Origin of the sequence: Nocardioides cavernaquae, from assembly GCF_003600895.1 — a bacterium.
GTDB classification, from domain to species: domain Bacteria; phylum Actinomycetota; class Actinomycetes; order Propionibacteriales; family Nocardioidaceae; genus Nocardioides; species Nocardioides cavernaquae.
Genome location: NZ_QYRP01000002.1, coordinates 279,411 through 299,932, shown reverse-complemented (window position 1 = coordinate 299,932; position 20,522 = coordinate 279,411). Strand labels below are relative to the sequence as shown.

General features: G+C 70.5%; 18 protein-coding genes. 8 read left to right on the top strand and 10 right to left on the bottom strand.

Annotated elements, in window-relative coordinates:
- Positions 1–66 precede the first annotated feature (66 nt).
- Positions 67–2,205, top strand: a complete 2,139-nt coding sequence (ligA, locus tag D4739_RS01525) for an NAD-dependent DNA ligase LigA (protein ID WP_120061657.1) — start codon at positions 67–69, stop codon at positions 2,203–2,205.
- An 81-nt stretch (positions 2,206–2,286) separates the two neighbouring features.
- On the opposite strand, the gene D4739_RS01520 is transcribed toward ligA, so the two are convergent.
- The 3 genes from D4739_RS01520 to D4739_RS01510 all read right to left on the bottom strand — a co-directional run bounded on the left by D4739_RS01520 (position 2,287) and on the right by D4739_RS01510 (position 4,969).
- Positions 2,287–3,495: a hypothetical protein gene (locus D4739_RS01520; protein WP_120058955.1), complete on the bottom strand. Its 1,209-nt coding sequence runs from the start codon at positions 3,493–3,495 to the stop codon at positions 2,287–2,289.
- Positions 3,488–4,000 carry a SigE family RNA polymerase sigma factor gene (locus D4739_RS01515; protein ID WP_120058954.1) on the bottom strand — a complete coding sequence of 171 codons (513 nt, stop codon included), beginning with the start codon at positions 3,998–4,000 and terminating at the stop codon, positions 3,488–3,490. Before D4739_RS01515 ends, D4739_RS01520 begins: the two co-directional genes overlap by 8 nt.
- 99 nt (positions 4,001–4,099) lie before the next feature.
- Positions 4,100–4,969: an SGNH/GDSL hydrolase family protein gene (locus D4739_RS01510; RefSeq protein WP_120058953.1), complete on the bottom strand. Its 870-nt coding sequence runs from the start codon at positions 4,967–4,969 to the stop codon at positions 4,100–4,102.
- An 87-nt stretch (positions 4,970–5,056) separates the two neighbouring features.
- Between D4739_RS01510 and gatC the strand changes: the two genes are divergently transcribed.
- From gatC to gatB, 3 genes are read left to right on the top strand one after another with little or no spacing between them, the layout of a single operon-like run.
- Positions 5,057–5,356, top strand: coding sequence for an Asp-tRNA(Asn)/Glu-tRNA(Gln) amidotransferase subunit GatC (gatC, locus tag D4739_RS01505; protein ID WP_120058952.1), 300 nt, complete (start codon positions 5,057–5,059; stop codon positions 5,354–5,356).
- On the top strand, positions 5,356–6,873 hold the full coding sequence (gene gatA, locus D4739_RS01500; protein WP_120058951.1) for an Asp-tRNA(Asn)/Glu-tRNA(Gln) amidotransferase subunit GatA: 1,518 nt from the start codon (positions 5,356–5,358) through the stop codon (positions 6,871–6,873). The genes gatC and gatA overlap by 1 nt, the downstream gene beginning before the upstream one ends.
- Positions 6,870–8,387, top strand: coding sequence for an Asp-tRNA(Asn)/Glu-tRNA(Gln) amidotransferase subunit GatB (gatB, locus tag D4739_RS01495; RefSeq protein WP_182920259.1), 1,518 nt, complete (start codon positions 6,870–6,872; stop codon positions 8,385–8,387). Before gatA ends, gatB begins: the two co-directional genes overlap by 4 nt.
- Before the next feature lie 102 nt (positions 8,388–8,489).
- On the opposite strand, the gene D4739_RS01490 is transcribed toward gatB, so the two are convergent.
- From D4739_RS01490 to D4739_RS01465, 6 genes are all read right to left on the bottom strand, one after another.
- Positions 8,490–9,353 (bottom strand): DUF6929 family protein, encoded by an 864-nt coding sequence (locus tag D4739_RS01490; RefSeq protein WP_120058950.1) that lies wholly within the window; start codon positions 9,351–9,353, stop codon positions 8,490–8,492.
- Positions 9,350–10,450, bottom strand: coding sequence for a PQQ-dependent sugar dehydrogenase (locus D4739_RS01485; protein ID WP_120058949.1), 1,101 nt, complete (start codon positions 10,448–10,450; stop codon positions 9,350–9,352). The genes D4739_RS01490 and D4739_RS01485 overlap by 4 nt, the downstream gene beginning before the upstream one ends.
- The gene (locus tag D4739_RS01480; protein ID WP_120058948.1) at positions 10,447–11,388 is read right to left on the bottom strand and encodes an alpha/beta fold hydrolase; all 942 of its coding nucleotides are present in this window, start codon (positions 11,386–11,388) and stop codon (positions 10,447–10,449) included. The genes D4739_RS01485 and D4739_RS01480 overlap by 4 nt, the downstream gene beginning before the upstream one ends.
- 24 nt (positions 11,389–11,412) lie before the next feature.
- Complete coding sequence (locus D4739_RS01475) at positions 11,413–11,670, bottom strand: hypothetical protein (protein ID WP_120058947.1); 258 nt, start codon at positions 11,668–11,670, stop codon at positions 11,413–11,415.
- Positions 11,671–11,789: 119 nt separating this feature from the next.
- Entirely contained in the window at positions 11,790–12,635 is an 846-nt protein-coding gene (locus D4739_RS01470; RefSeq protein ID WP_120058946.1) for an EamA family transporter, read from the bottom strand.
- A gap of 5 nt (positions 12,636–12,640) precedes the next feature.
- The gene (locus D4739_RS01465) at positions 12,641–14,158 is read right to left on the bottom strand and encodes an adenylate/guanylate cyclase domain-containing protein (RefSeq protein WP_120058945.1); all 1,518 of its coding nucleotides are present in this window, start codon (positions 14,156–14,158) and stop codon (positions 12,641–12,643) included.
- Between the two features lie 129 nt (positions 14,159–14,287).
- Here D4739_RS01465 and ilvD point away from each other — a divergent pair, with 129 nt between their 5' ends.
- From ilvD to D4739_RS01445, 4 genes are all read left to right on the top strand, one after another.
- Positions 14,288–15,967, top strand: a complete 1,680-nt coding sequence (gene ilvD / locus D4739_RS01460) for a dihydroxy-acid dehydratase (RefSeq protein ID WP_120058944.1) — start codon at positions 14,288–14,290, stop codon at positions 15,965–15,967.
- A 14-nt stretch (positions 15,968–15,981) separates the two neighbouring features.
- Positions 15,982–16,662 (top strand): GNAT family N-acetyltransferase, encoded by a 681-nt coding sequence (locus D4739_RS01455; RefSeq protein ID WP_120058943.1) that lies wholly within the window; start codon positions 15,982–15,984, stop codon positions 16,660–16,662.
- A gap of 134 nt (positions 16,663–16,796) precedes the next feature.
- The gene (locus tag D4739_RS01450; RefSeq protein WP_120058942.1) at positions 16,797–17,252 is read left to right on the top strand and encodes a hypothetical protein; all 456 of its coding nucleotides are present in this window, start codon (positions 16,797–16,799) and stop codon (positions 17,250–17,252) included.
- The gene (locus D4739_RS01445; RefSeq protein ID WP_120058941.1) at positions 17,249–18,163 is read left to right on the top strand and encodes a hypothetical protein; all 915 of its coding nucleotides are present in this window, start codon (positions 17,249–17,251) and stop codon (positions 18,161–18,163) included. The genes D4739_RS01450 and D4739_RS01445 overlap by 4 nt, the downstream gene beginning before the upstream one ends.
- A gap of 109 nt (positions 18,164–18,272) precedes the next feature.
- Here the strand turns inward: D4739_RS01445 and katG are convergent, their stop codons facing one another.
- Positions 18,273–20,492 (bottom strand): catalase/peroxidase HPI, encoded by a 2,220-nt coding sequence (gene katG, locus D4739_RS01440; RefSeq protein ID WP_120058940.1) that lies wholly within the window; start codon positions 20,490–20,492, stop codon positions 18,273–18,275.
- Positions 20,493–20,522 lie beyond the last annotated feature (30 nt).

Here is a 20,522-nt window from a genome sequence, read left to right as displayed (position 1 = left end):
ATTGGTCCTGCCCCGGCCGGCCAGCATCTCCTCCGGGAGCGCGCGATGTCACCGGTGCACGGCAAGATGTCCCTCATGAGTTCGACTGGCCCCGACCTGACCGGCACCGGCGCGACCGAACCCTCGGCGCAGCGGCACCGTGAGCTGTCTGCGCGGATCGAGGACGCCTCCGACCGCTACTACCGCGACGGCACCTCGCCCCTCGCTGACGCCGAGTACGACGAGATGCTGCGTGAGCTCCAGCTGCTCGAGGAGCAGTTCCCCGAGTTGATCACCCCCGACAGCCCGACCCAGCGCGTCATGGGCAAGGCGTTCACCGACTTCGCGTCCTTCGACCACCTCCGGCGCATGGAGAGCCTGGACAACGCGTTCTCCGAGGACGAGCTCGTCGCCTGGCACGACCGTGTGGTGCGTGACGCGGGCACGTCACCGGCGCTGCTGTGCGAGCTCAAGGTCGACGGTCTCGCGATCAACCTGCTCTACACCGACGGAGTCCTGACCCGGGCGCTCACCCGAGGTGACGGCACGACGGGCGAGGACGTCACCCCCAACGTGCTCACGATCGCAGCGGTGCCGCACCGGTTGACCGGATCTCCGGAGTTCCCTGTGCCTGCCCTGGTCGAGGTGCGTGGTGAGGTCTACCTCCCGGCCCTGGTCTTCGAGGAGATCAATGCCGCGCAGGCCGAGGCGGGCAAGCCGCTCTACGCCAACGCCCGCAACACCGCCGCCGGGTCGCTGCGGCAGAAGGACCCGCGCGTCACCGCCTCACGGCGCCTGACGATGGTGTGCCACGGGATCGGCGCACGCGAGGGCTTCGAGCCGGTGGCGCAGTCGCAGGCCTACGCAGCCCTGGCTGCCTGGGGGCTCCCGATCTCCGACAAGGTGCGGGTGCTCGAGTCGCTCGCCGAGGTCCGTGACTACATCGCGCACTACGGCGAGCACCGTCACGACGCCGATGTCCTGGACCACGAGATCGACGGCGTCGTGGTCAAGGTCGACGACGTCGGGCTGCAGCGCCGGCTCGGCTCGACCAGTCGCGCCCCGCGCTGGGCGATCGCCTTCAAGTACCCGCCCGAGGAGGTGCACGCCAAGCTCCTCGACGTCCTGGTCAACACCGGGCGCACGGGCCGGGTGACTCCGTTCGGACGCATGGAGCCGACCAAGGTGGCGGGGTCGACGGTCGAGATGGCCACCCTGCACAACTTCTACGAGGTGGCCCGCAAGGACGTCCGCCCGGGTGACACCGTCATCCTGCGCAAGGCCGGCGACGTCATTCCCGAGATCCTCGGGCCGGTCCTGGCGCTGCGGCCCGAGGGGCTGCCGGAGTGGGTTCCGCCCACGTCGTGTCCCGCCTGCGGGACAGATCTCGTCGAGCAGAAGGCCGGCGACAAGGACCGTCGCTGCCCCAACCACCGCGGCTGCCGGGCGCAGGTGGTCGAGCGGATCAACCACGTGGCCGGGCGCGGGGCCTTCGACATCGAGGGACTCGGTTGGGAGGCGGCCGTCGCGCTGCACCAGGCGGGAGTCGTCGCCAACGAGGGCGACGTCTTCTCCCTCACGGCCGACAAGCTGGTGCAGGTCCCGCTGTTCACCCGCGCAGCGAAGAAGGCCGAGGTCGAGGCAGGCGCGGGGGAGCGGGTCCTCACCGCCAACGGCGCCAAACTGCTGGCCAACCTCGAGGAGCGCAAGGCGGTCCCGCTCTGGCGCGTCCTGGTCGGGCTCTCCATCCGTCACGTCGGGCCGTCGGCCGCGAGGGCGCTGGCGACGCGATTCGGTTCCATGGATGCGATCCGCGCCGCCTCGCCCGACGAGCTCGCAGCGACCGATGGTGTCGGCGCGGTCATCGGTGAGGCCGTCATCGAATGGTTCACCGAGGACTGGCACGTCGAGATCGTCGACAGGTGGGCCGCCGCGGGTGTGCGCATGGAGGACGAGCGTGACGAGTCGATCGCGCAGACCCTGGAGGGACTGACCGTCGTCGTCACCGGTGGGCTCGAGCGCTTCACCCGCGACTCGGTCAAGGAGGCGATCATCAGCCGCGGAGGCAAGGCGTCGGGTTCGGTGTCGAAGAAGACCGACTACGTCGTCGTGGGTGAGAACGCCGGCTCCAAGGCTGCCAAGGCCGAGGAGCTCGGCCTCACGATCCTCGACGAGGCTGCCTTCGAGCGGTTGCTCGAGGGTGGCCGGGCCGCGCTGGAGGGCTGAGGTCTCCGGTCCGGCCAGCACCTGCATCAACGTGAAGACTTTTCGTCACATGCTGACGAAAAGTCTTCACCTTGATTTGCGTCAGGACTCGTTGTCGTTGCCGCTGACCCGGATCGGGCCGGTGCCGTCGATCTTCACCGGGGTGGTCCTGCACTCCCCGGTGTCGGCGTCACAGGACGTGACCTCGGTGCCGGTGACGAGCAGCAACCGCCCGTCCGGGCTCCAGCCGAAGGTGCCGTCACCGATGGTGAATCTGCGCGACGCCCCGGTCTCGACGTCCAGGACTGTGGTGCTCGGGTCCTCGTAGTGGCACTCGTTGTCCTCGTTGCACATCGCCATCGGGGTCAGCAACACGTGCTGCCCGTCAGGGGCCAGCTGTGGCCACGGAGTCGAGAGGACCGTGCCGGTGATGTCGAATCCGCCGACCCGTTCGCCGGTCACGGCATCGAGCACCGTGTAGCTCTCGGTGACCGCGTCATCGGACTCGAGCTCCCGGACCCCGCCCTGCTCGTCGTTCCGTGGATCGACGAGCTCCCGACCACCAGCGACTGTCGGCATGCGGCTCGGCAAGAGGCCCTTGGCGGTCTTCACCGCGCCCGTGCGCCAGTTGATCGCGAGGGTGGCGTCGTCGATGCCGACGTACGCGTAGTCACCCGACAGTGCGACGGGGGGAGCGTTCCAGCCACCCCACGTGAAGGCTCCCTCGTACGGAACCCGGGTGGCGACCTTTCCGGTGCGCACGTCGCGGAGCAGGAGCTCCCAGTGCTTCGAGTCATCGCCCTTCACCGAGTAGGCGAGGTAGGGCAGCGTCGGGTCGGTGCCCGGCTTGAGGTCCCCGAGATCGAGTGCGAAGTCGCGGACCGTCCCGTCGCCGGCGAGGACGAAGTAGTTGGAGGTGCGGTCGCCCTCGGTGTACGCCGTCCTGCCGGTGCGGACCATGACGCCGGCGGAGGTGTAGTACATCGCCTTGACCTTGCCGGTCACGGTGCTGGTCGTGCCGCTGCCGAGGTGGATCGTCGAGCCCTGCGCGACTGCCCAGCCATCGGGATCGATCGGCACCGCAGGCGCCAGGATGCCGAGGCTGTCCCTGTCCTCGGGGGCGCGGTCGGGCACGAGGAGAGCAGTGCCGCCGACGAGGACGAGGGCCGCCGCCACGCCGGCGCCGATGGATGTGATCCGCCGGCGCCCGTGCAGTGACCGGCCGCGGGACAGGATCTCGGCGGCGGACGGTGGAGGGACGGCGATCTGCTCGGCGCCTTCGTGGAGCAACGTGGAGAGGCGTTCAGTCATGGAGGGCTCCCATCGGGACAACGGCGTCGCCGAGCACGGTGCGGAGGCGGGCGAGCGCATCGGAGGTCTGGCTCTTGACGGTGCCCGGCGAGCAGCCGAGGGCGGCCGCGGCCTGGGCGACGCTCATGTCCTCGTAGTAGCGAAGGACGATCACCGCCCGCTGGCGCGGAGCCAGGGTGCGGAGGGCATCGAGAACGGCGGGCCGGTCGCTCGGGTCGGGCTCGTGCGAGGCGCCGATGATCTCCTCGTGCGCCAGCTCGCGTCGCCAGGAGGGCCGGCGGAACCACGACGAGGCCGTGTTGATCAGCGTGGTCCGGGCGTAGCCACCTGCAGCCTCGAGGTTGCGCACGTTGCGCCAGGAGCCGTAGGTCTTCGCGAGTGCGGTCTGCACGAGGTCCTCGGCGAGGCCGTGATCACCCAGGAGCAGGTACGCCGTGCGGTAAAGCGACGGCCACGCCGCGTGCACGAACGCGGTGTATTCCTCATCCGACGGGGGTGCGGGCATCGATCCTCCTGGTTGATTCTCACCCCTTCAGATGCGGACCGGGAGGATTCGGTTGGGTGCCGCGCCAAGGAGACCCAGAAGGCATCGGCAACGCAGCGCTCAGCGCAGCAGGTCGATCAGCAGGTCGGCGACGGCCTTCTGCTCGGCGGCACGTGGGTGGTAGAAGAGCGCGACGCCTTCCTCGGTGTCCTTGCCCTGGATCCATGGGTCCTCGGCACAGATGTTGTGCCCCTCGGTCGCGGAGTACACGTCGAGGTAGTCGGCACCGTCGGCCTTCGCGACTTCCTCGATCATCTTGTTGAGGGCACGGAGCACCTGGTCGGCGTAGGGAAGGTCTGCGGCGGCAACGGGCAGCCGCTCCGGGCAGGATCCGGAGGTCGGGAAGATCTGCGGGTAGCCGACCAGGACGAGCCGTGCATCGGGCGATCGACGGTGGATCTCGGCGACGGTCGCGGCGAGCTCCTTCTGCTCCGTCTCGATCGCGGTGATGTTGAGGTCACCCGACGCCGTCTGCATCGCGTCCTTGCACGGGCTGCCCTGCGGGTTGCTGGCGGCCACCGACCCGCAGCCCCAGAACCACCCGGACGTCAGGGTGGGGTTGGCGCCGATGCTGAGCGTGACCAGGTCGGTCGAAGGCTTCAGGCCGTCGAGCTGAGGGCCCACGCCTGCGCCCTGGGGCGTCGACAGGTGAGCGATCGTCGCCGCCGAGCAGGTGCGGTCCTCGAGCCGGGTGTCGAGCCGGAGCGCGACCTGCGAGGGGTAGTTGGCCCGCGAACGCATGCAGGGGTCCGGCGGAGCCGGTGGCACGCCCGGGGCCGCCGAGTAGGAGTCGCCCATCGCCACGTAGTGGTGGTACGTCGTGGGCTGGTCCGTCTTCGCGGACCCGTCCGGCGCGGGTGCTTCGGGCCCACAGCCCGAGGCGACGACGAGCAGCGCTGTGAGCGCGGCGTACCGGCGGAACGACGTCATCCAACCTCCCTTGATGGTGCCTCAGAGCCTAGTCGGGACAGTGGACCGCGGGAGGGAAAGCCACGGGCGCCACCTAGGATGAACCCCATGCCTGAGATCTCCCGCGACGAGGTCGCGCACCTGGCGGATCTCGCCCGGATCGACCTGTCCGATGCCGAACTGGACCACCTCGCGCCGCAGCTGGCCGCGATCCTCGAGTCCGTTGCGTCGATCAGCGCCGCCGTCGGTGATGACGTCCCCGCCACCTCGCACCCGATCCCGCTCGTCAACGTGTTCCGTGAGGACGTCGTCGTCCCCGGACTGACCGCCGAGGAGGCGCTCTCCGGGGCGCCCGCTCACGACGGCGGACGCTTCAGCGTCCCGCGCATCCTGGGAGACGAGCAGTGATGAGTGACCTGCTGAAGAAGTCGGCCGCCGAGCTCGTCGAGCTCCTCGCCGCCGGTGAGATCTCGAGCGTGGCGCTGACCCAGGCCTGCCTGGACCGCATCGCCGAGGTCGACGGCACCATCCACGCCTTCCTCCACATCAACGCCGAGGGCGCGATCGCCGAGGCCGCTGCCTCCGACGCGCGCCGTCTGCGCGGCGAACTGCTCAGCCCGCTCGACGGCGTACCGATCGCGGTCAAGGACGTGCTGACCACGATCGGCCAGCCCACGACCTGCGGCTCGAAGATCCTCGAGGGCTGGATCCCGCCGTACGACGCGACCGTCGTGCGCAAGCTGCGCGAGGGCGGGTTGCCGATCCTCGGCAAGACCAACATGGACGAGTTCGCGATGGGCTCCTCGACCGAGCACTCGGCCTACGGTCCGACGGCGAACCCGTGGGACATCACCCGCATCCCCGGCGGCTCGGGCGGTGGCTCGGCCGCGGCCGTCGCTGCCTTCGAGGCGCCGCTCGCGCTCGGCACCGACACCGGCGGCTCGATCCGCCAGCCCGGTGCCGTCACCGGCACGGTCGGCGTGAAGCCGACCTACGGCGCGATCTCGCGCTACGGCCTGGTCGCCATGGCCAACTCGCTGGACCAGGTCGGTCCGGTCACCCGCACCGTGCTCGACTCCGCGCTGCTCCAGGACCTGGTCGGCGGTCACGACCCGCTCGACTCCACCTCGCTGCCCGAGGCCCTGCCGTCGCTCGCAGACGCGGCGCGTCTCGGTGCGGCCGGTGATCTGTCCGGCCTGAAGGTCGGCGTCATCAAGGAGCTCGGTGGCGAGGGCTGGCAGCCCGGTGTGATCACCCGCTTCGACGAGTCGCTCGAGCTGCTGAAGGCGGCTGGTGCCGAGGTCGTCGAGGTCTCCTGCCCGAGCTTCGTGCACGCGCTCGCGGCGTACTACCTGGTCATGCCGTGCGAGGCGTCCTCCAACCTCGCCAAGTTCGACGCCATGCGTTACGGCCTGCGCGTCACGCCGTCCGGCGATCCGAGTGCCGAGGACGTCATGCGTGCCTCGCGTGATGCTGGTTTCGGTGACGAGGTCAAGCGCCGCATCATCCTCGGCACCTATGCGCTCTCGAGCGGCTACTACGACGCCTACTACGCATCTGCACAGAAGGTTCGCACACTGATCCAGCGCGACTTCGACGCCGCGTTCGCGCAGGTCGACGTGCTGGTCAGCCCGACCGCGCCCACCACCGCGTGGAAGCTCGGCGAGAAGCTCGACGACCCGCTCGCGATGTACAAGGGCGACCTCGCCACCATCCCCGCCAACCTCGCCGGCGTCCCGGGCATCTCGCTTCCCGCGGGCCTCGCCGACGAGGACGGCCTCCCGGTCGGCTTCCAGATCCTCGCCCCGGCCCGCGCCGACGACCGGCTCTACCGCGTCGGCGCTGCGCTCGAGGCGCTGCTGGAGAAGCAGTGGGGCGCCCCGCTGCTCTCGCAGGCCCCTGCTCTCGAAGGAGCTTCCAAGTGAGCACCACCGCCGTTGCCCTGGTCCCGTTCGACACCGCGCTCGCGTCGTACGACCCGGCGCTGGGCCTCGAGGTCCACGTCGAGCTGAACTCCAACACGAAGATGTTCTGCGGCTGCCCGACGGAGTTCGGCGCCGAGCCGAACACCCAGGTCTGCCCGGTCTGCCTCGGCCTGCCCGGCGCGATGCCGGTGGTCAACGCGAAGGCCATCGAGTCGGCGATCCGGATCGGCCTCGCGCTGAACTGCGAGATCGCCGAGTGGTGCCGCTTCGCCCGGAAGAACTACTTCTACCCGGACATGCCGAAGAACTTCCAGACCTCGCAGTACGACGAGCCCATTGCGTTCGAGGGCTTCATGGATGTCGACATCCAGAACGCGGCCGGCGAGACCGAGACGTTCCGGGTCGAGATCGAGCGCGCGCACATGGAGGAGGACACCGGCAAGTCGCTCCACGTCGGTGGCGCCACCGGTCGCATCCACGGGGCCGACTACTCGCTGGTCGACTACAACCGTGCTGGCATTCCCCTGATCGAGATCGTCACCAAGCCGATCCGAGGTGCGGGGGAGAAGGCGCCCGAGATCGCCAAGGCGTACGTCGCGCAGCTGCGCGAGCTGATCGTCGCCCTTGGTGTCTCCGACGCCCGCATGGACCAGGGCTCGATCCGTGCCGACGTGAACCTGTCGCTGGCGCCCAAGGGATCTGATGTCCTCGGCACCCGCAGCGAGACCAAGAACGTCAACTCGCTGCGCTCGGTCGAGCGCGCGGTCCGCTACGAGGTCGAGCGTCACGCGGCGATCCTCAACGACGGCGGCAAGGTCCTCCAGGAGACGCGCCACTGGCACGAGGACACCGGGGTCACGACGTCGGGGCGCGAGAAGTCCGACGCCGACGACTACCGCTACTTCCCGGAGCCGGACCTGGTGCCCGTCGCCCCCTCGCGCGCGTGGGTCGACGAGCTCCGCCTCACGCTGCCCGAGAACCCGACTGTCCGGAAGGCCCGCCTCCAGGCGGAGTACGGCTTCACCGACCTCGAGATGCGTGACGTCTGGGCAGCCGGAGCGCTGCCGTTGATCGAGGCCACCGTTGCCGCCGGCGCGACACCCCAGTCGGCCCGCAAGTGGTGGGTCGCCGAGCTGCTCCGTCGTGCCAACGACGCGGGCGTCGAGCTTGCTGCAGTCGGTGTCACGCCGGTCCAGGTCGCGGCCGTGCAGAAGCTGGTGGAAGCGAAGACGATCAACGACAAGCTCGCTCGTCAGGTCTTCGACGGCCTGATCGCCGGCGAGGGCACCCCCGAGGAGATCATCGCCGCCCGTGGGCTGGCCGTGGTCTCCGACGACGGTGCGCTCACTGCCGCAGTTGATGCCGCGATCGAAGCCCAGCCGGCCGTCGCCGACAAGATCCGCGGTGGCAACCACGCCGCCGCCGGTGCGCTGATCGGCGGAGTCATGAAGGCCATGGGTGGTCAGGCCGACGCAGCCCGCGTCCGCGAGATCATCATGGAAAAGCTCACCTGACACCCTTCCCGTCGACACGGCCCAACCTTGACGTTGACACGGCCCAACCTTGACGTTGACACGGCGCAACTTGCGCCGTGTCGACGCCCACTTTGCGCCGTGTCAACGGAGGGTGAAGCGGCAGAGCTCGGCGGGCAGTGACGGGTCGTCGCGGTCGGTCACGAGCCACCCGCCCGACCCGTCGGGGTCGATGACGAGGCCTTCGGCCTTGCGGGTGCTCGGGGAGCCATCCGCTTCGAGGATCGGCGCCCACCACGCACGGTCGCCCTCGAGGATCCCGAAGACCGTGCCGGCCACGGGCCCGTCGGCGACCGGGTCGTCGGTGTCCTCGGCGGCGGCCAGGAAGGCGATGCGTCCGTCGGGGAGCAGCGCCAGGTCCGTCACGTGCGCAGGTACGCCGCCCACGACGGCCGGCGCCAGCCGGGTCGTCGCAAGCACCCGGGTGCGCCCGCCGCGGAGGACATCGGAGGGCAGGTCGATGACGACATCGGGGAGCGCACCGGTCGAACGGTGGCAGACGCGCAGGACATTCCCTGCGAAGACCGCTCCCTCAAGGTTGGGTGCGGTGCCCAGGTGCGTCGCGATCGCGGCGTACACCTCTGCGCGGTCGTAGGAGGTGACCTCGGCGTGGTCCGGGCCGGAGAGCCGGGTGACCAGCCACCGGTTCGACAGGGAGCCCGAGCCGAGCAGCCAGACGGACCCGTCGGGGTCGACGACGGCAGCCTCGAAGTCGGGCTTGAGCGGCTTGGGCAACACCCCGCCGTCACCCGCGAGCACCTGGGCCCGCGAGCCACCGGAGGAAGGCTCGATCCAGGTCGCGGTGTGCGCATCGTCGCCGACCACGAGGAGCCGATCGCCGACCGCGAGGAGGGCTGATCCTGCACGAACCCCGTCGATGGCCGAGTGAGCGGTGATGCGGACCGTGAGCGCTGGGTCGAGCTCTGGGTGGACGACCGCGTGGGTCACGGGCGCACCAGGAGGATCCGGTCGTCGCCCTGCTCCGGGTCACCGCGTCCGTCACGGTTGGAGGTGGTGACCCAGAGGTCGCCGCTGGGGGAGGTGACCACGGTGCGCATGCGGCCATGATCGCCGATGAAGAACGCGTCGGCCCCTGTCGCGCGCCCGTCGGCGATCCGCACGCGCCACAGACGTTCGCCGCGCAGTGCAGCCATCCAGAGATCACCGTCGGCGAACGCGAGCCCGGACGGCGACGCCTCGTCGGTCGACCAGACGAGGTGCGGGTCCACCTGTCCCTTCGAGCCACCGTTGCCCTCGACCGACGGCCAGCCATAGTCCTGTCCTGGGGCGATCAGGTTCAGCTCGTCGTACGCGTCGGCTCCGAATTCGCTGGCCCACAGCCGGCCGCGGTCATCGAAGGCGAGGCCCTGGATGTTGCGGTGGCCCCAGGTCCAGACGGGGGAGTCGGGGTCGGGGTTGCCCGGTGCCGGCGCGCCCTCGCGGGTGATCCTCAGGACCTTCCCGGCGAGAGACGAGCGGTCGGGGGCGAGATCGGTGTCACCGGTCTCGCCGGTCGAGACATAGAGATGGCCGTCCGGGCCGAACTCCAGCCGGCCGCCGTCGTGGATCCAGCCGGTCGGGATCCCGGTCAGCACCGGACGCACGGTGCCCAGTCGCCCGTCGTCGTACGTCGTCGTGACGACGCGGTTGTCCTCCGCCGTCGTGACGTAGAACCAGAGCCTCCGGTCCTTCGCGAAGTCCGGGCTCACCGCGACACCGAGCAGTCCGGCCTCGTCGTCGGGGTCGCTGACCTGGCGGATCCGGCCGATCTCGGTCACGTCGGCCTTCGTTTCAGACGTGCCGCTGATCGTCAGCACGCGGCCGGTGTCACGCTCGGTGACGATCGCGGTGCCGTCCGGGAGGAAGGCGACTCCCCACGGGGTGTCGAGGTCGGTGGCGACCGTGCCGACCACCCTCGGCCCGTCGCCGCGAGGCGTCTCGGACCTGCCTGACCGATCGACGGTGGAGCATGCGGACACGGCGCCGCAGGCGAGCATCGCCGTGAGGGCCTGCGCGGCGGTGCGGGCGCGCGCCCGGGTGGTCATCGCGGTGCGGGCGTGAGCCGTGAGATGAAGTCCATCACCAGATCGTGCACCACCTGCGGTTGCTCCAGGGTGAGGAAGTGCGAGCCCGCCAGCTCGACGTACGCCGCGTCCTGGAGCTGGGCGGCGGCCCGGGCCATGTCACGCGGGCCGGCCAGCACGTCCCAGCGCCCGGCGATGAAGAGCGCCGGCACCGCGATGCGGGAGAGGTCCACGGGGCGGTGGGCCGCGGCGTGGAGCGCGAGGTGGAAGTACCAGTCGACGGGGGTGCGGAGGAACTCCCGGATCGCATGGGCAGCGTTGGCCGGGTCTGCCGGGGGGAACATGAGGCCGGAGTGCGACAGCAACCAGACCAGCCGCGGCCCCACCGGGATCCGCCGGCTGACCGGGCTCAGCGCGCGGCCGGTGCACCGGACCAGGCGTGCCGTGCCGACGGTGAGGGCGTGTGCGAGCCGCGGCGGCAGGTGGAGGGGGCCGAGCATGGAGGCGAAGGTGCCTCCGGGCACCCCTGCCACGGCGACGATGCCGTCCACCCGACCGGGGTGGAGCAGGGCGAGCTCGAAGGCGATGTTGACCCCGAGCGACCAACCGACGACAGTGGCGCGCTCAACGCCCGCCTCGTCGAGGACCGCGAGCGCATCGTCGACGAAGTGCGGCACGCTGACCGCCTCGAGGTCAGCGGGCCGGTCGGAGCCGCCGGTCCCTCGGTGGTCCCACGAGATGACGCGGACGCCGCAGCCGGGGTCGAGCATGGCCGGCATGGCCCAGGGGCTCGTGCCCAGACCGTTGCACAGCAGCACTGTCGGCCCCTGCAGGAGGAGGTCCGGGTCGTTGGTCCACGCGCGCAGCCGGGTGCCGTCAGCGGCCCGGACGTCGTAGTGGAAGACCTTTGCCGGTGCAGGCGCACTCGACGCGGCGGGCTGAGTCCGGGCCCGGCGCATGGGAGGGTGCGTCGTTCCGCGGACTCAGCCGTTGGCCGCGCTGGGCGCCGGCTTGGGGGCAGCGGTCTCAGCCTCGGCCAGCTCGCCGTCGACCGAGGCGGGCTTGCGAGGGCCGGGGATGCGCGCGGCGAGGAACTCCTCGACGTTGGCCCGCTGTGCCCGGGCCTGCGCGAGTGCGGTGCCGGCGACCATCGCGTTGCGACACGCCTGCTGCTGCGCGGCGGTTGCCCAGCCGTCGATGAGGCGTCGGGTGGTCGTGAGGAGGTCGTTCAGGAGAGCCATGGGGGTCCACTTCGAGGGACAAGGGGCAGGTGGACGAGTCCGACATTACTCGCGCCTGAGCGCCGTGCAATCCCCGGGGTGTGACAACCGTGTGAACTCTGCCGGAGCAACCCCAGGGTTCAGTCAGGGGCGGGCGCGACGGCCCGCATCCCGGCTCGCGTGGCCCCGACGGAGGCCACGACGACGCAGACGAGCGCGCACCACTGGAGCGGCTCCAGGAACTCCCCGAGCAGCAGCAGGGCGGCCAGCGCAGCAGCGGCCGGCTCCAGGCTCATCAGGATGCCGAACGTCGATGGCGCCAGGTGGCGCAGCGCCGCGAGCTCGAGGCTGTAGGGAACCACCGAGCTGAGCAGGCCCACCAGGGCGCCGGCGACCAGGATCCACGGGTTGAGCAGGGCGCTGCCGCCTGTTGCCACGGCGTACGGGGTGAGGGGGAGGGTGGCCAGCAGGCTGGCGACGGCCAGCCCGTCGAGGCCCGGCCAGCGGCGTCCGGTCCCCGCGCTGAGCAGGATGTACGCCGCCCAGGCGGCGCCGGCGAGCAGCGCGAACCCGACACCCGCGACCGTGACCCCGGCCGGGGAGAACCCGAGCAGCACCACGCCGGCGCCGGCGAGCGCCACCCAGAGCAGGTCGCGGGGGCGTCTGGACCCGAGAACGGCGATGGAGAGCGGCCCGACGAACTCGATGGTGACCGCGAGCCCGATCGGGATCCGGGCGAAGGACTGGTAGATCGCCCAGTTCATGGTGCCCAGGCTCACTCCGAATCCGAGCACGACGAGCCAGTCCCCACGCGAGCGACTGCGCAGGGAGGGACGGGCCCACAGCAGCAGGACGACGCTGCTCGTCGCCAGCCGAAGCCAGACCAGCGTGGTCGGGTCGATCCGGTCGAAGAGCCCCTTTGCGACGGCAGCACCGACCTGGACGGAGATGATCCCGCCCAGCACGAACAACACCGACCTGCGCATGCGACTCAGTCGATGGGCACGGCGAGGTACGTCGGCTCCGTGCGGCCGCGGACCGTCACCGGCGTGTGCTCGATCCAGTGCTGGGCCTCGTCGCCGGCCTGGCTGAGCAGTTGTGCGTTGGCGACGACATGGCCGGGGTGGCTCTTGGCAAGGCCGGTGAGCCGCGCTGCCTCGTTCACGGGGTCGCCGATCACGGTGTACTCGTAGCGCTCGGCCGCTCCGACGTTGCCCGCGACCGCGATGCCGGCGGAGACGCCGATGCATGCCTCGAGCTCGACGACCTCGGTGCGCAGCCGCTGCCCGAGCACGCGCGCTGCCTGCAGGACCCGCGCCTCCATGTCCGCGACGCCGACGGGGGCACCCCACACGGCGAGCGCCGCGTCGCCCTCGAACTTGTTGATCCAGCCTTCGTGCTGGTGGACCACGTCGATGACCACGTCGAAGAAGTGGTTGAGGAGCGCGACGACCTCGCCCGGAGGCCGTTCGGTGGCGAGTGCGGTCGAGCCGACGATGTCGACGAAGAGCACGCCGACGTGGCGGGACTCGCCGCCGAGCTGGACGCCGCCCTCGAGCGCGGCGCGGGCCACGTCGCCGCCGACGTGGCGGCCGAAGAGGTCGCGGAGGCGCTCGCGCTCGCGGAGGCCCACCACCATCTCGTTGAAGCCCGCCTGGAGCAGGCCGATCTCGGTGCCGTCATAGATCTGCACCTCGGCGTTCAGGTTGCCGTGGGAGACCTTCGCGAACGAGAGCCGCAGCGCGCGGATCGGGTCGGAGCTCGCCTTGGCGGCGAGGAAGGTGGTGACCAGGCCCACTCCGAACGCCATCGTGCCGAGCACCAGCATGGTGATCGCCAGTTGCCGCACGGAGACGACCTCGCTGTTGGTGAGCGAGGTGAATCCGACGATCGCGATGCCGAGCACCGGAGCGCCGGTGCCGAGCACCCACGCGAACATGGAGCGCGTCGTGACGCTGCGCACCCGGAGCCGGTCAGGTACGCCGCGACGCAGGGCCTGGCGTGCGAGGGGCCTGAGCAGGCGCTCGGTCAGCAGGTACGAGACCGCGCAGGCGGTCAGGCCCGAGATGAAGACGAGGAGTGCGACCGTCCAGCCGAGCTGCTGGTCGTAGAGGCCGTTGAAGATGCCGAAGACGACGGTGCCGAAGCCCCAGAACAGCGCGTGGAGGACGAAGAACGCGCGAGGCGTGGCCAGCAGCAGCCGCTGCTCGTCGGGGTAGGGCCGGCGTCCGGCCCCCACCCAGGCGGCGGTGGGCTGGAGGATCACGTAGCCCCGGAGCAGACCGAAGAAGCTGAACCCCGGCATCAGCAGGAGCAGCAGGACCAGGTTCTCCAGCGCCTGCTCGTCCGTGTAGACCACCGGCAGCGGGACCACGAGGATGCCGAGCAGGAAGACGACTCCGGCACCGATGAAGTTGATCAGGCCCATGCCGATGCTCAGCGCCAGCCTGAGCCGCCAGATCACGGAGAGTCGCTGGAAGGCCTCCAGTGCCCGTCCGCTGATGCTCACAGAGGAGAAGGTATCCGCTGTTTCCGCTCCAGCGCTGCCCCGGGCCCGATGTCTGATCGGGTGTCCAGCCGAAGTGGCCGGGTTGAGATGGCACGGTCGGCTCACCCGTCGGTGACCTAGGCTCGGCGCATGACCGAGCACGACATGAAGCCCCGTTCCCGCGACGTCACGGACGGCCTCGAGCGCGCTGCCGCTCGCGGCATGCTCCGCGCGGTGGGCATGGGGGACGACGACTTCCAGAAGTCCCAGATCGGCGTTGCGTCGAGCTGGAACGAGATCACCCCCTGCAACCTGTCGCTGGACCGCCTCGCGAAGGCCGTCAAGAACGGCGTCCACGCCGCCGGCGGCTACCCGCTCGAGTTCGGCACCATCTCGGTCTCCGACGGCATCTCGATGGGCCACGAGGGCATGCACTTCTCGCTGGTCTCCCGCGAGGTCATCGCCGACTCGGTCGAGGTCGTGATGATGGCCGAGCGCCTCGACGGCTCCGTGCTGCTCGCCGGCTGCGACAAGTCGCTCCCGGGCATGCTGATGGCTGCCGCCCGCCTCGACCTCGCCTCGGTCTTCCTCTACGCAGGCTCGATCATGCCGGGCAACGTGGACGGCAAGGACGTCACGATCATCGACGCCTTCGAGGCTGTCGGTGCCTGTCTGGCCGGCAAGATCACCCGCGAGGAGGTCGACCGCATCGAGCGGGCGATCTGCCCCGGCGAGGGCGCCTGCGGTGGCATGTACACCGCCAACACGATGGCCTCCATCGGCGAAGCGCTCGGCATGTCCCTCCCCGGCTCCGCCGCCCCGCCCGCCGTTGACCGCCGTCGTGACGGCTACGCGCACAAGTCGGGTGAGGCGGTCGTCGAGCTGATCCGTCGCGGCATCACGGCCCGCCAGATCATGACCAAGGAGGCGTTCGAGAACGCCATCGCCGTCACCATGGCGCTCGGCGGCTCCACCAACGCCGTGCTCCACCTGCTCGCGATCGCCCGCGAGGCCGAGGTCGACCTGCAGCTCGACGACTTCAACCGCATCGGCGACAAGGTCCCGCACCTGGGCGACCTCAAGCCGTTCGGCAAGTACGTCATGAACGATGTCGACCGGGTCGGCGGCATCCCGATGGTGATGAAGGCGCTGCTCGAGGCCGGCCTCCTGCACGGCGACTGCCTCACGGTGACCGGCAAGACCATGGCCGAGAACCTCGCCGACATCGCCCCGCCGAACGTCGACGACGATGTCATCCGTGCCATGGACCGCCCGATCCACAAGTCCGGCGGCCTGACCATCCTCAAGGGCACCCTGGCTCCCGAGGGCGCGGTCGTGAAGTCCGCCGGCTTCGACGCCGATGTCTTCGCGGGCACCGCGCGCGTCTTCGACGGTGAGCGTGCCGCGCTCGACGCGCTCGCCGAGGGCAAGATCGTGGCCAACGACGTCGTCGTGATCCGCTACGAAGGCCCCAAGGGCGGCCCGGGCATGCGCGAGATGCTGGCCATCACCGGAGCGATCAAGGGTGCCGGGCTCGGCAAGGACGTCCTGCTCGTCACCGACGGTCGTTTCTCCGGCGGCACGACTGGCCTCTGCGTCGGGCACATCGCCCCCGAGGCTGTCGACGCCGGCCCGATCGCCTTCGTGCGCGACGGCGACCCGATCGTCCTCGATGTCGCCAACCGCACCCTCGAGCTGCACGTCGATGCCGACGAGCTCGAGAAGCGCAAGGAGGGCTGGGCCCCGCGTCCGCCGAAGTACACCCGCGGTGTCCTCGGCAAGTACGCCAAGGTCGTCCAGTCCGCCGCGCACGGCGCGATCACGAACTGACGGATCTGCGCCAGATGGCTGTGGGTGACGCGGTGCCCGGTTGGGTGCCGCGTCCCCGGCCAGAGCCGCTCCGGCTCCAGGGACGGTACGTCGACGTCGAGCCGTTGAGCTCGGCCCATTACGCGGACCTGTTCGCGGCCACCTGTGGGCCGGACGACGACAGCCTGTGGACCTATCGGCCGATCGACAGGCCCTCGACCCTGCCCACGCTCTGGATGCATCTGGCCGCCGCGGTCGACTCGCCGGTCGACCTCGCGTTCGCCCTGGTGCCCAGGGAGGGCCCGTCGGCTGGCGCGGCCGCCGGCGTCGCGTCGTACCTCCGCATCGAGCCGGCGCACGGACAGGTCGAGGTCGGCGGCATCCTGCTCGGTCGAGCGCTGCAGCGCAGCCGCGCTGCGACCGAGGCGCTCCACCTGCTGATGGGGCATGCGTTCGACGACCTCGGCTACCGGCGCTTCGAGTGGAAGTGCGACAGCCTCAACGAGCCCTCGCGGCGGGCCGCCGAGCGACTGGGGTTCCGCCACGAAGGCCGCTTCCGCAACCACATGGTGGTGAAGGGTCGCAACCGCGACACCGACTGGTTCTCCGTCACCGACGTGGAGTGGCCTGCCGTGCGCGAGCGCCACGAGGCGTGGCTCGAGCCGTCCAACTTCGCCACGGACGGTCAGCAGCGGACGGCGCTCGCCCGCTCCTAGATCCCGTCGGCCACACCCGCCCAGGTCGCCCCGCCGGGCTGGTGTGCGTGCCTGGGGGCAGAGGGCCCCGTGACGCTCACTACTTCAGCCGTGTCGTGGTCAATCGATCGTTGGGGAGGCGGGACAATCGAGGCATGTCCGACGCGCCCCTCTCCACCCTTGAAGGGCTCGCCGCGCTCCGCAGTGAGTACTCCGCACGCATCGACGGCTGGGTCGCCCCGCTGGCCTGGGGTGTCGCAGTCGGTGGCTCGTTCCCGCACGTCAACCTGCCGGGCGGGATGCACGGGCTCGCGTCGGTCGCCCTGGTCCTCGGCATCGGGCACGACGGCAGCACCGCAACCCGCGAGGTGACTCCCGAGCAGCTGGCCGCTGCGATCGAGCTGCTCGCGCCGGCCGAGGCGTGCACGAGTGTCGAGCACCCCAACCTCGTCGTCTGGCGGAGCGCCCTGGCAGCCCGGGCACCGCTGAGCGCCGTCTTCGTCGCAGACGCCGCTGACCCGGTCACGTCCGACCTCGACGCGGCGCTCCGGGCGGCAACCGGGCTCGCTGTGCCCGGGGCCGGGACCACCATGCCCGGGGATCCCGCGTGAAGCGCCCCGCGCTCGCGCTGCTCGCTCTCGGACTGGTCCTCACGCTTGCCGTCACCCAGCGTGCCGACGGCGATCGTGTCGCGCCGGCCCAGGACGCCGCGCGCACGGTTGCCGCAGGGGAGCGAACTGCTGACGGCGTGCTCCCTCGACCGCACATCTTCGATGGCCGCGTGCTCGTCGCCTACTACGGCACCGCGGGCACCGGCGCGCTCGGCGTCCTGGGGGAGACCTCACCCGCGAAGGCGATCGCACGGGTCAAGCGCGCTGCGGCACCCTTCGCGCGCAACGGTCTCCCGGCCCAGCCTGTCTTCGAGCTCATCGTCACCGTCGCTGACGCACACCCCGGCAAGGACGGCGACTACAACCACGACATCCGCCCGGCCGCGGTGCGTCCGTGGGTCGACGCCGCACGCGAGGCAGGCGCGCTGCTCGTCCTCGACATCCAGACCGGCCGCGCCGACTTCCCGTCCGTGGCGAAGCGGTGGGAGTGGGCGTTGCGCGAACCCCACGTCGGGCTGGCGATCGACCCCGAGTGGCGCATGGGCCCCGGGCAGGTCCCGGGCCGCGTGATCGGCTCGGTCTCCGCCTGGGAGGTCAACCTCACCTCGCGCTGGCTTGAGGAGCTCACCGCCCGTCGCGGTCTGCCGGAGAAGATCTTCATGGTGCACCAGTTCCGGAGCTCGATGATCCGCAACATCGGCGCGGTCCGCGCTCGGCCGCACCTGGCCTCGGTCCAGCACATCGACGGCTTCGGTACGCCGGGCCAGAAGCTCGCGACGTACCGCGCCGTGGCTCGCCCCGACCTCTTCCACATGGGCTTCAAGCTCTTCTACGACGAGGACGTCCGGCGCATGTCGGCCGCGCAGGTGCTGCGGATCCGCCCCCGCGTCGACTTCGTCAGCTTCCAGTAGCCCCCGCCCACGCTCCCCGGAAACAAGTAACGCGCAGTTCGCGCGACTTCTGCCCCCGCAGGAGGGGCAGAAGTGCGCTGAACTGCGCGTTACACGAGCGGGAGTCAGCTCACTTCAGGTCGAAGCGGTCGTTCTCCATGACCTTCACCCAGGCTGCGACGAAGTCCGTCACGAACTTCTCGCCGGCGTCGTCCGAGGCGTAGACCTCGGCCAGCGCACGCAGCTCGGAGTTGGAGCCGAAGACCAGGTCGGCGCGGGTGCCGGTCCAGGTCTTGCCCGACTCGGTGTCACCGCGGAACGCGTGTGCACCGGAGTCCAGCGGGGTCCACGTGGTCCCGAGCTCGGTCAGGTTGACGAAGAAGTCGTTCGTCAGTTGGCCCGGGCGGTCGGTGAAGACGCCGTACGCCGAGTGGTCCCAGTTGTTGCCCAGCACCCGGAGGCCGCCGACCAGCACGGTCAGCTCCGGCGCGGAGACGCCGAGCAGGTTGGCGCGGTCGATCAGGAGGTACTCGGAGGGCAGCTTGAGGAATCCGCTGTCGTAGTTGCGGAAGCCGTCGGCCACCGGCTCGAGCCAGGCGAACTGCTCCTCGGAGGTCTGCTCCTGCGTCGCGTCGACACGGCCCGGCGTGAACGGCACCGTGACCTGCACGCCGGCCGCTGCAGCGGCCTGCTCGACACCCACGCCACCGGCCAGGACGACGACATCGGCGAACGAGAGACCCGAGCCGTCGGCGACCTTCTCGAGCTTCTCGATGACCGAGGCGAGCTCGGCAGGCTGGTTGACCTTCCAGCTGCGCTGCGGCTCGAGGCGGATACGGCCACCGTTGGCGCCACCACGCTTGTCGGAGCTGCGGAACGTCGCAGCGGCCTTCCACGCGGTCGAGACCAGCTCGGCGACACTCAGGTCGGCCGTGGCGATCAGCTCGCGCGCCGTCGCGATCGCGGCGTCATCGGTCGCGGCGGACGGAGCCGGCAGCGGGTCCTGCCAGTCCAGGTCCTCGGCCGGGACCTCGGGGCCGAGGTAGCGCGCCTTCGGGCCCATGTCGCGGTGGGTCAGCTTGAACCAGGCGCGGGCGAACGCGGCCGCGAAAGCGGCGTTGTCCTCGAGGAAGCGCCGGGAGATCGCCTCGTAGGCCGGGTCGAAGCGCAGCGAGAGGTCGGTCGTGAGCATGGTGGGAACCCGCGGAGCACCACCGGCGTCGGGCGCCGGGATGACCGCGTCAGCGCCAACCGCCACCCACTGCTTCGCGCCCGCGGGCGACTCGGAGAGCTCGTACTCGAAGCCGAAGAGGTTCTCGAAGAAGAAGTTGCTCCACTGCGCGGGGGTCTGGGTCCAGGTGACCTCGAGGCCGGACGTGATCGCGTCCGCGCCCTTGCCGGAGCGGTAAGAGTTCTTCCAGCCGAAGCCCTGGTCCTCGAGGGGAGCGGCCTCCGGGTCCGGGCCCACGGAGGACTCCGGACCGGCGCCGTGGGTCTTGCCGAAGGTGTGGCCACCGGCGATGAGGGCGACGGTCTCCTCGTCGTCCATGCCCATGCGGCGGAACGTCTCGCGGATGTCAACCGCAGCGGCGATCGGGTCAGGGTTGCCGTTGGGGCCCTGCGGGTTGACGTAGATCAGACCCATCTGGACCGCGGCGAGGGGTGCCTCGAGCTCACGGTCGCCGGTGTAGCGCTCGTCGTCGAGCCACACCTTCTCCGGACCCCAGTAGACGTCCTCATCGGACTCCCACACGTCGGGGCGGCCGCCGGCGAAGCCGAAGGTCTCGAAGCCCATCGACTCCAGGGCAACGTTGCCGACGAGGACGAAGAGGTCGGCCCAGGACAGCGCCTGGCCGTACTTCTTCTTGACCGGCCACAGCAGGCGGCGGCCCTTGTCGAGATTGCCGTTGTCAGGCCAGGAGTTGAGCGGGGCGAAGCGCTGCTGGCCGGCGCCGGCGCCACCGCGACCGTCGTGCGAGCGGTAGGTGCCCGCCGCGTGCCAGGCCAGGCGGATCATGAACGGGCCGTAGTGGCCGAAGTCGGCGGGCCACCAGTCCTTGGAGTCGGTCAGGACGGCGGCGATGTCCGCCTTCACGGCGTCGAGGTCGAGCGACTCGAACGCGGTCTTGTAGTCGAAGTCCTCCCCGAGCGGGTTCGCCACGGCGGGGTTCTTCGCCAGGATCTTCAGGTTGAGCTTGTTGGGCCACCACTCGCTGTTGGCGCTGCCCTGCGTCGGGTGCGTGCGGCCACCGTGAGCAACCGGGCAGCCAGACGGGGTGTCGCCCTGTGCTGATCCCTGGGGACCTTCGGCGACGAGCGGGTCGGTGTGCGGTTCGGTCGACTGGGACATGGAGACCTCTCAGTTGGTGGTGTCAGGCGG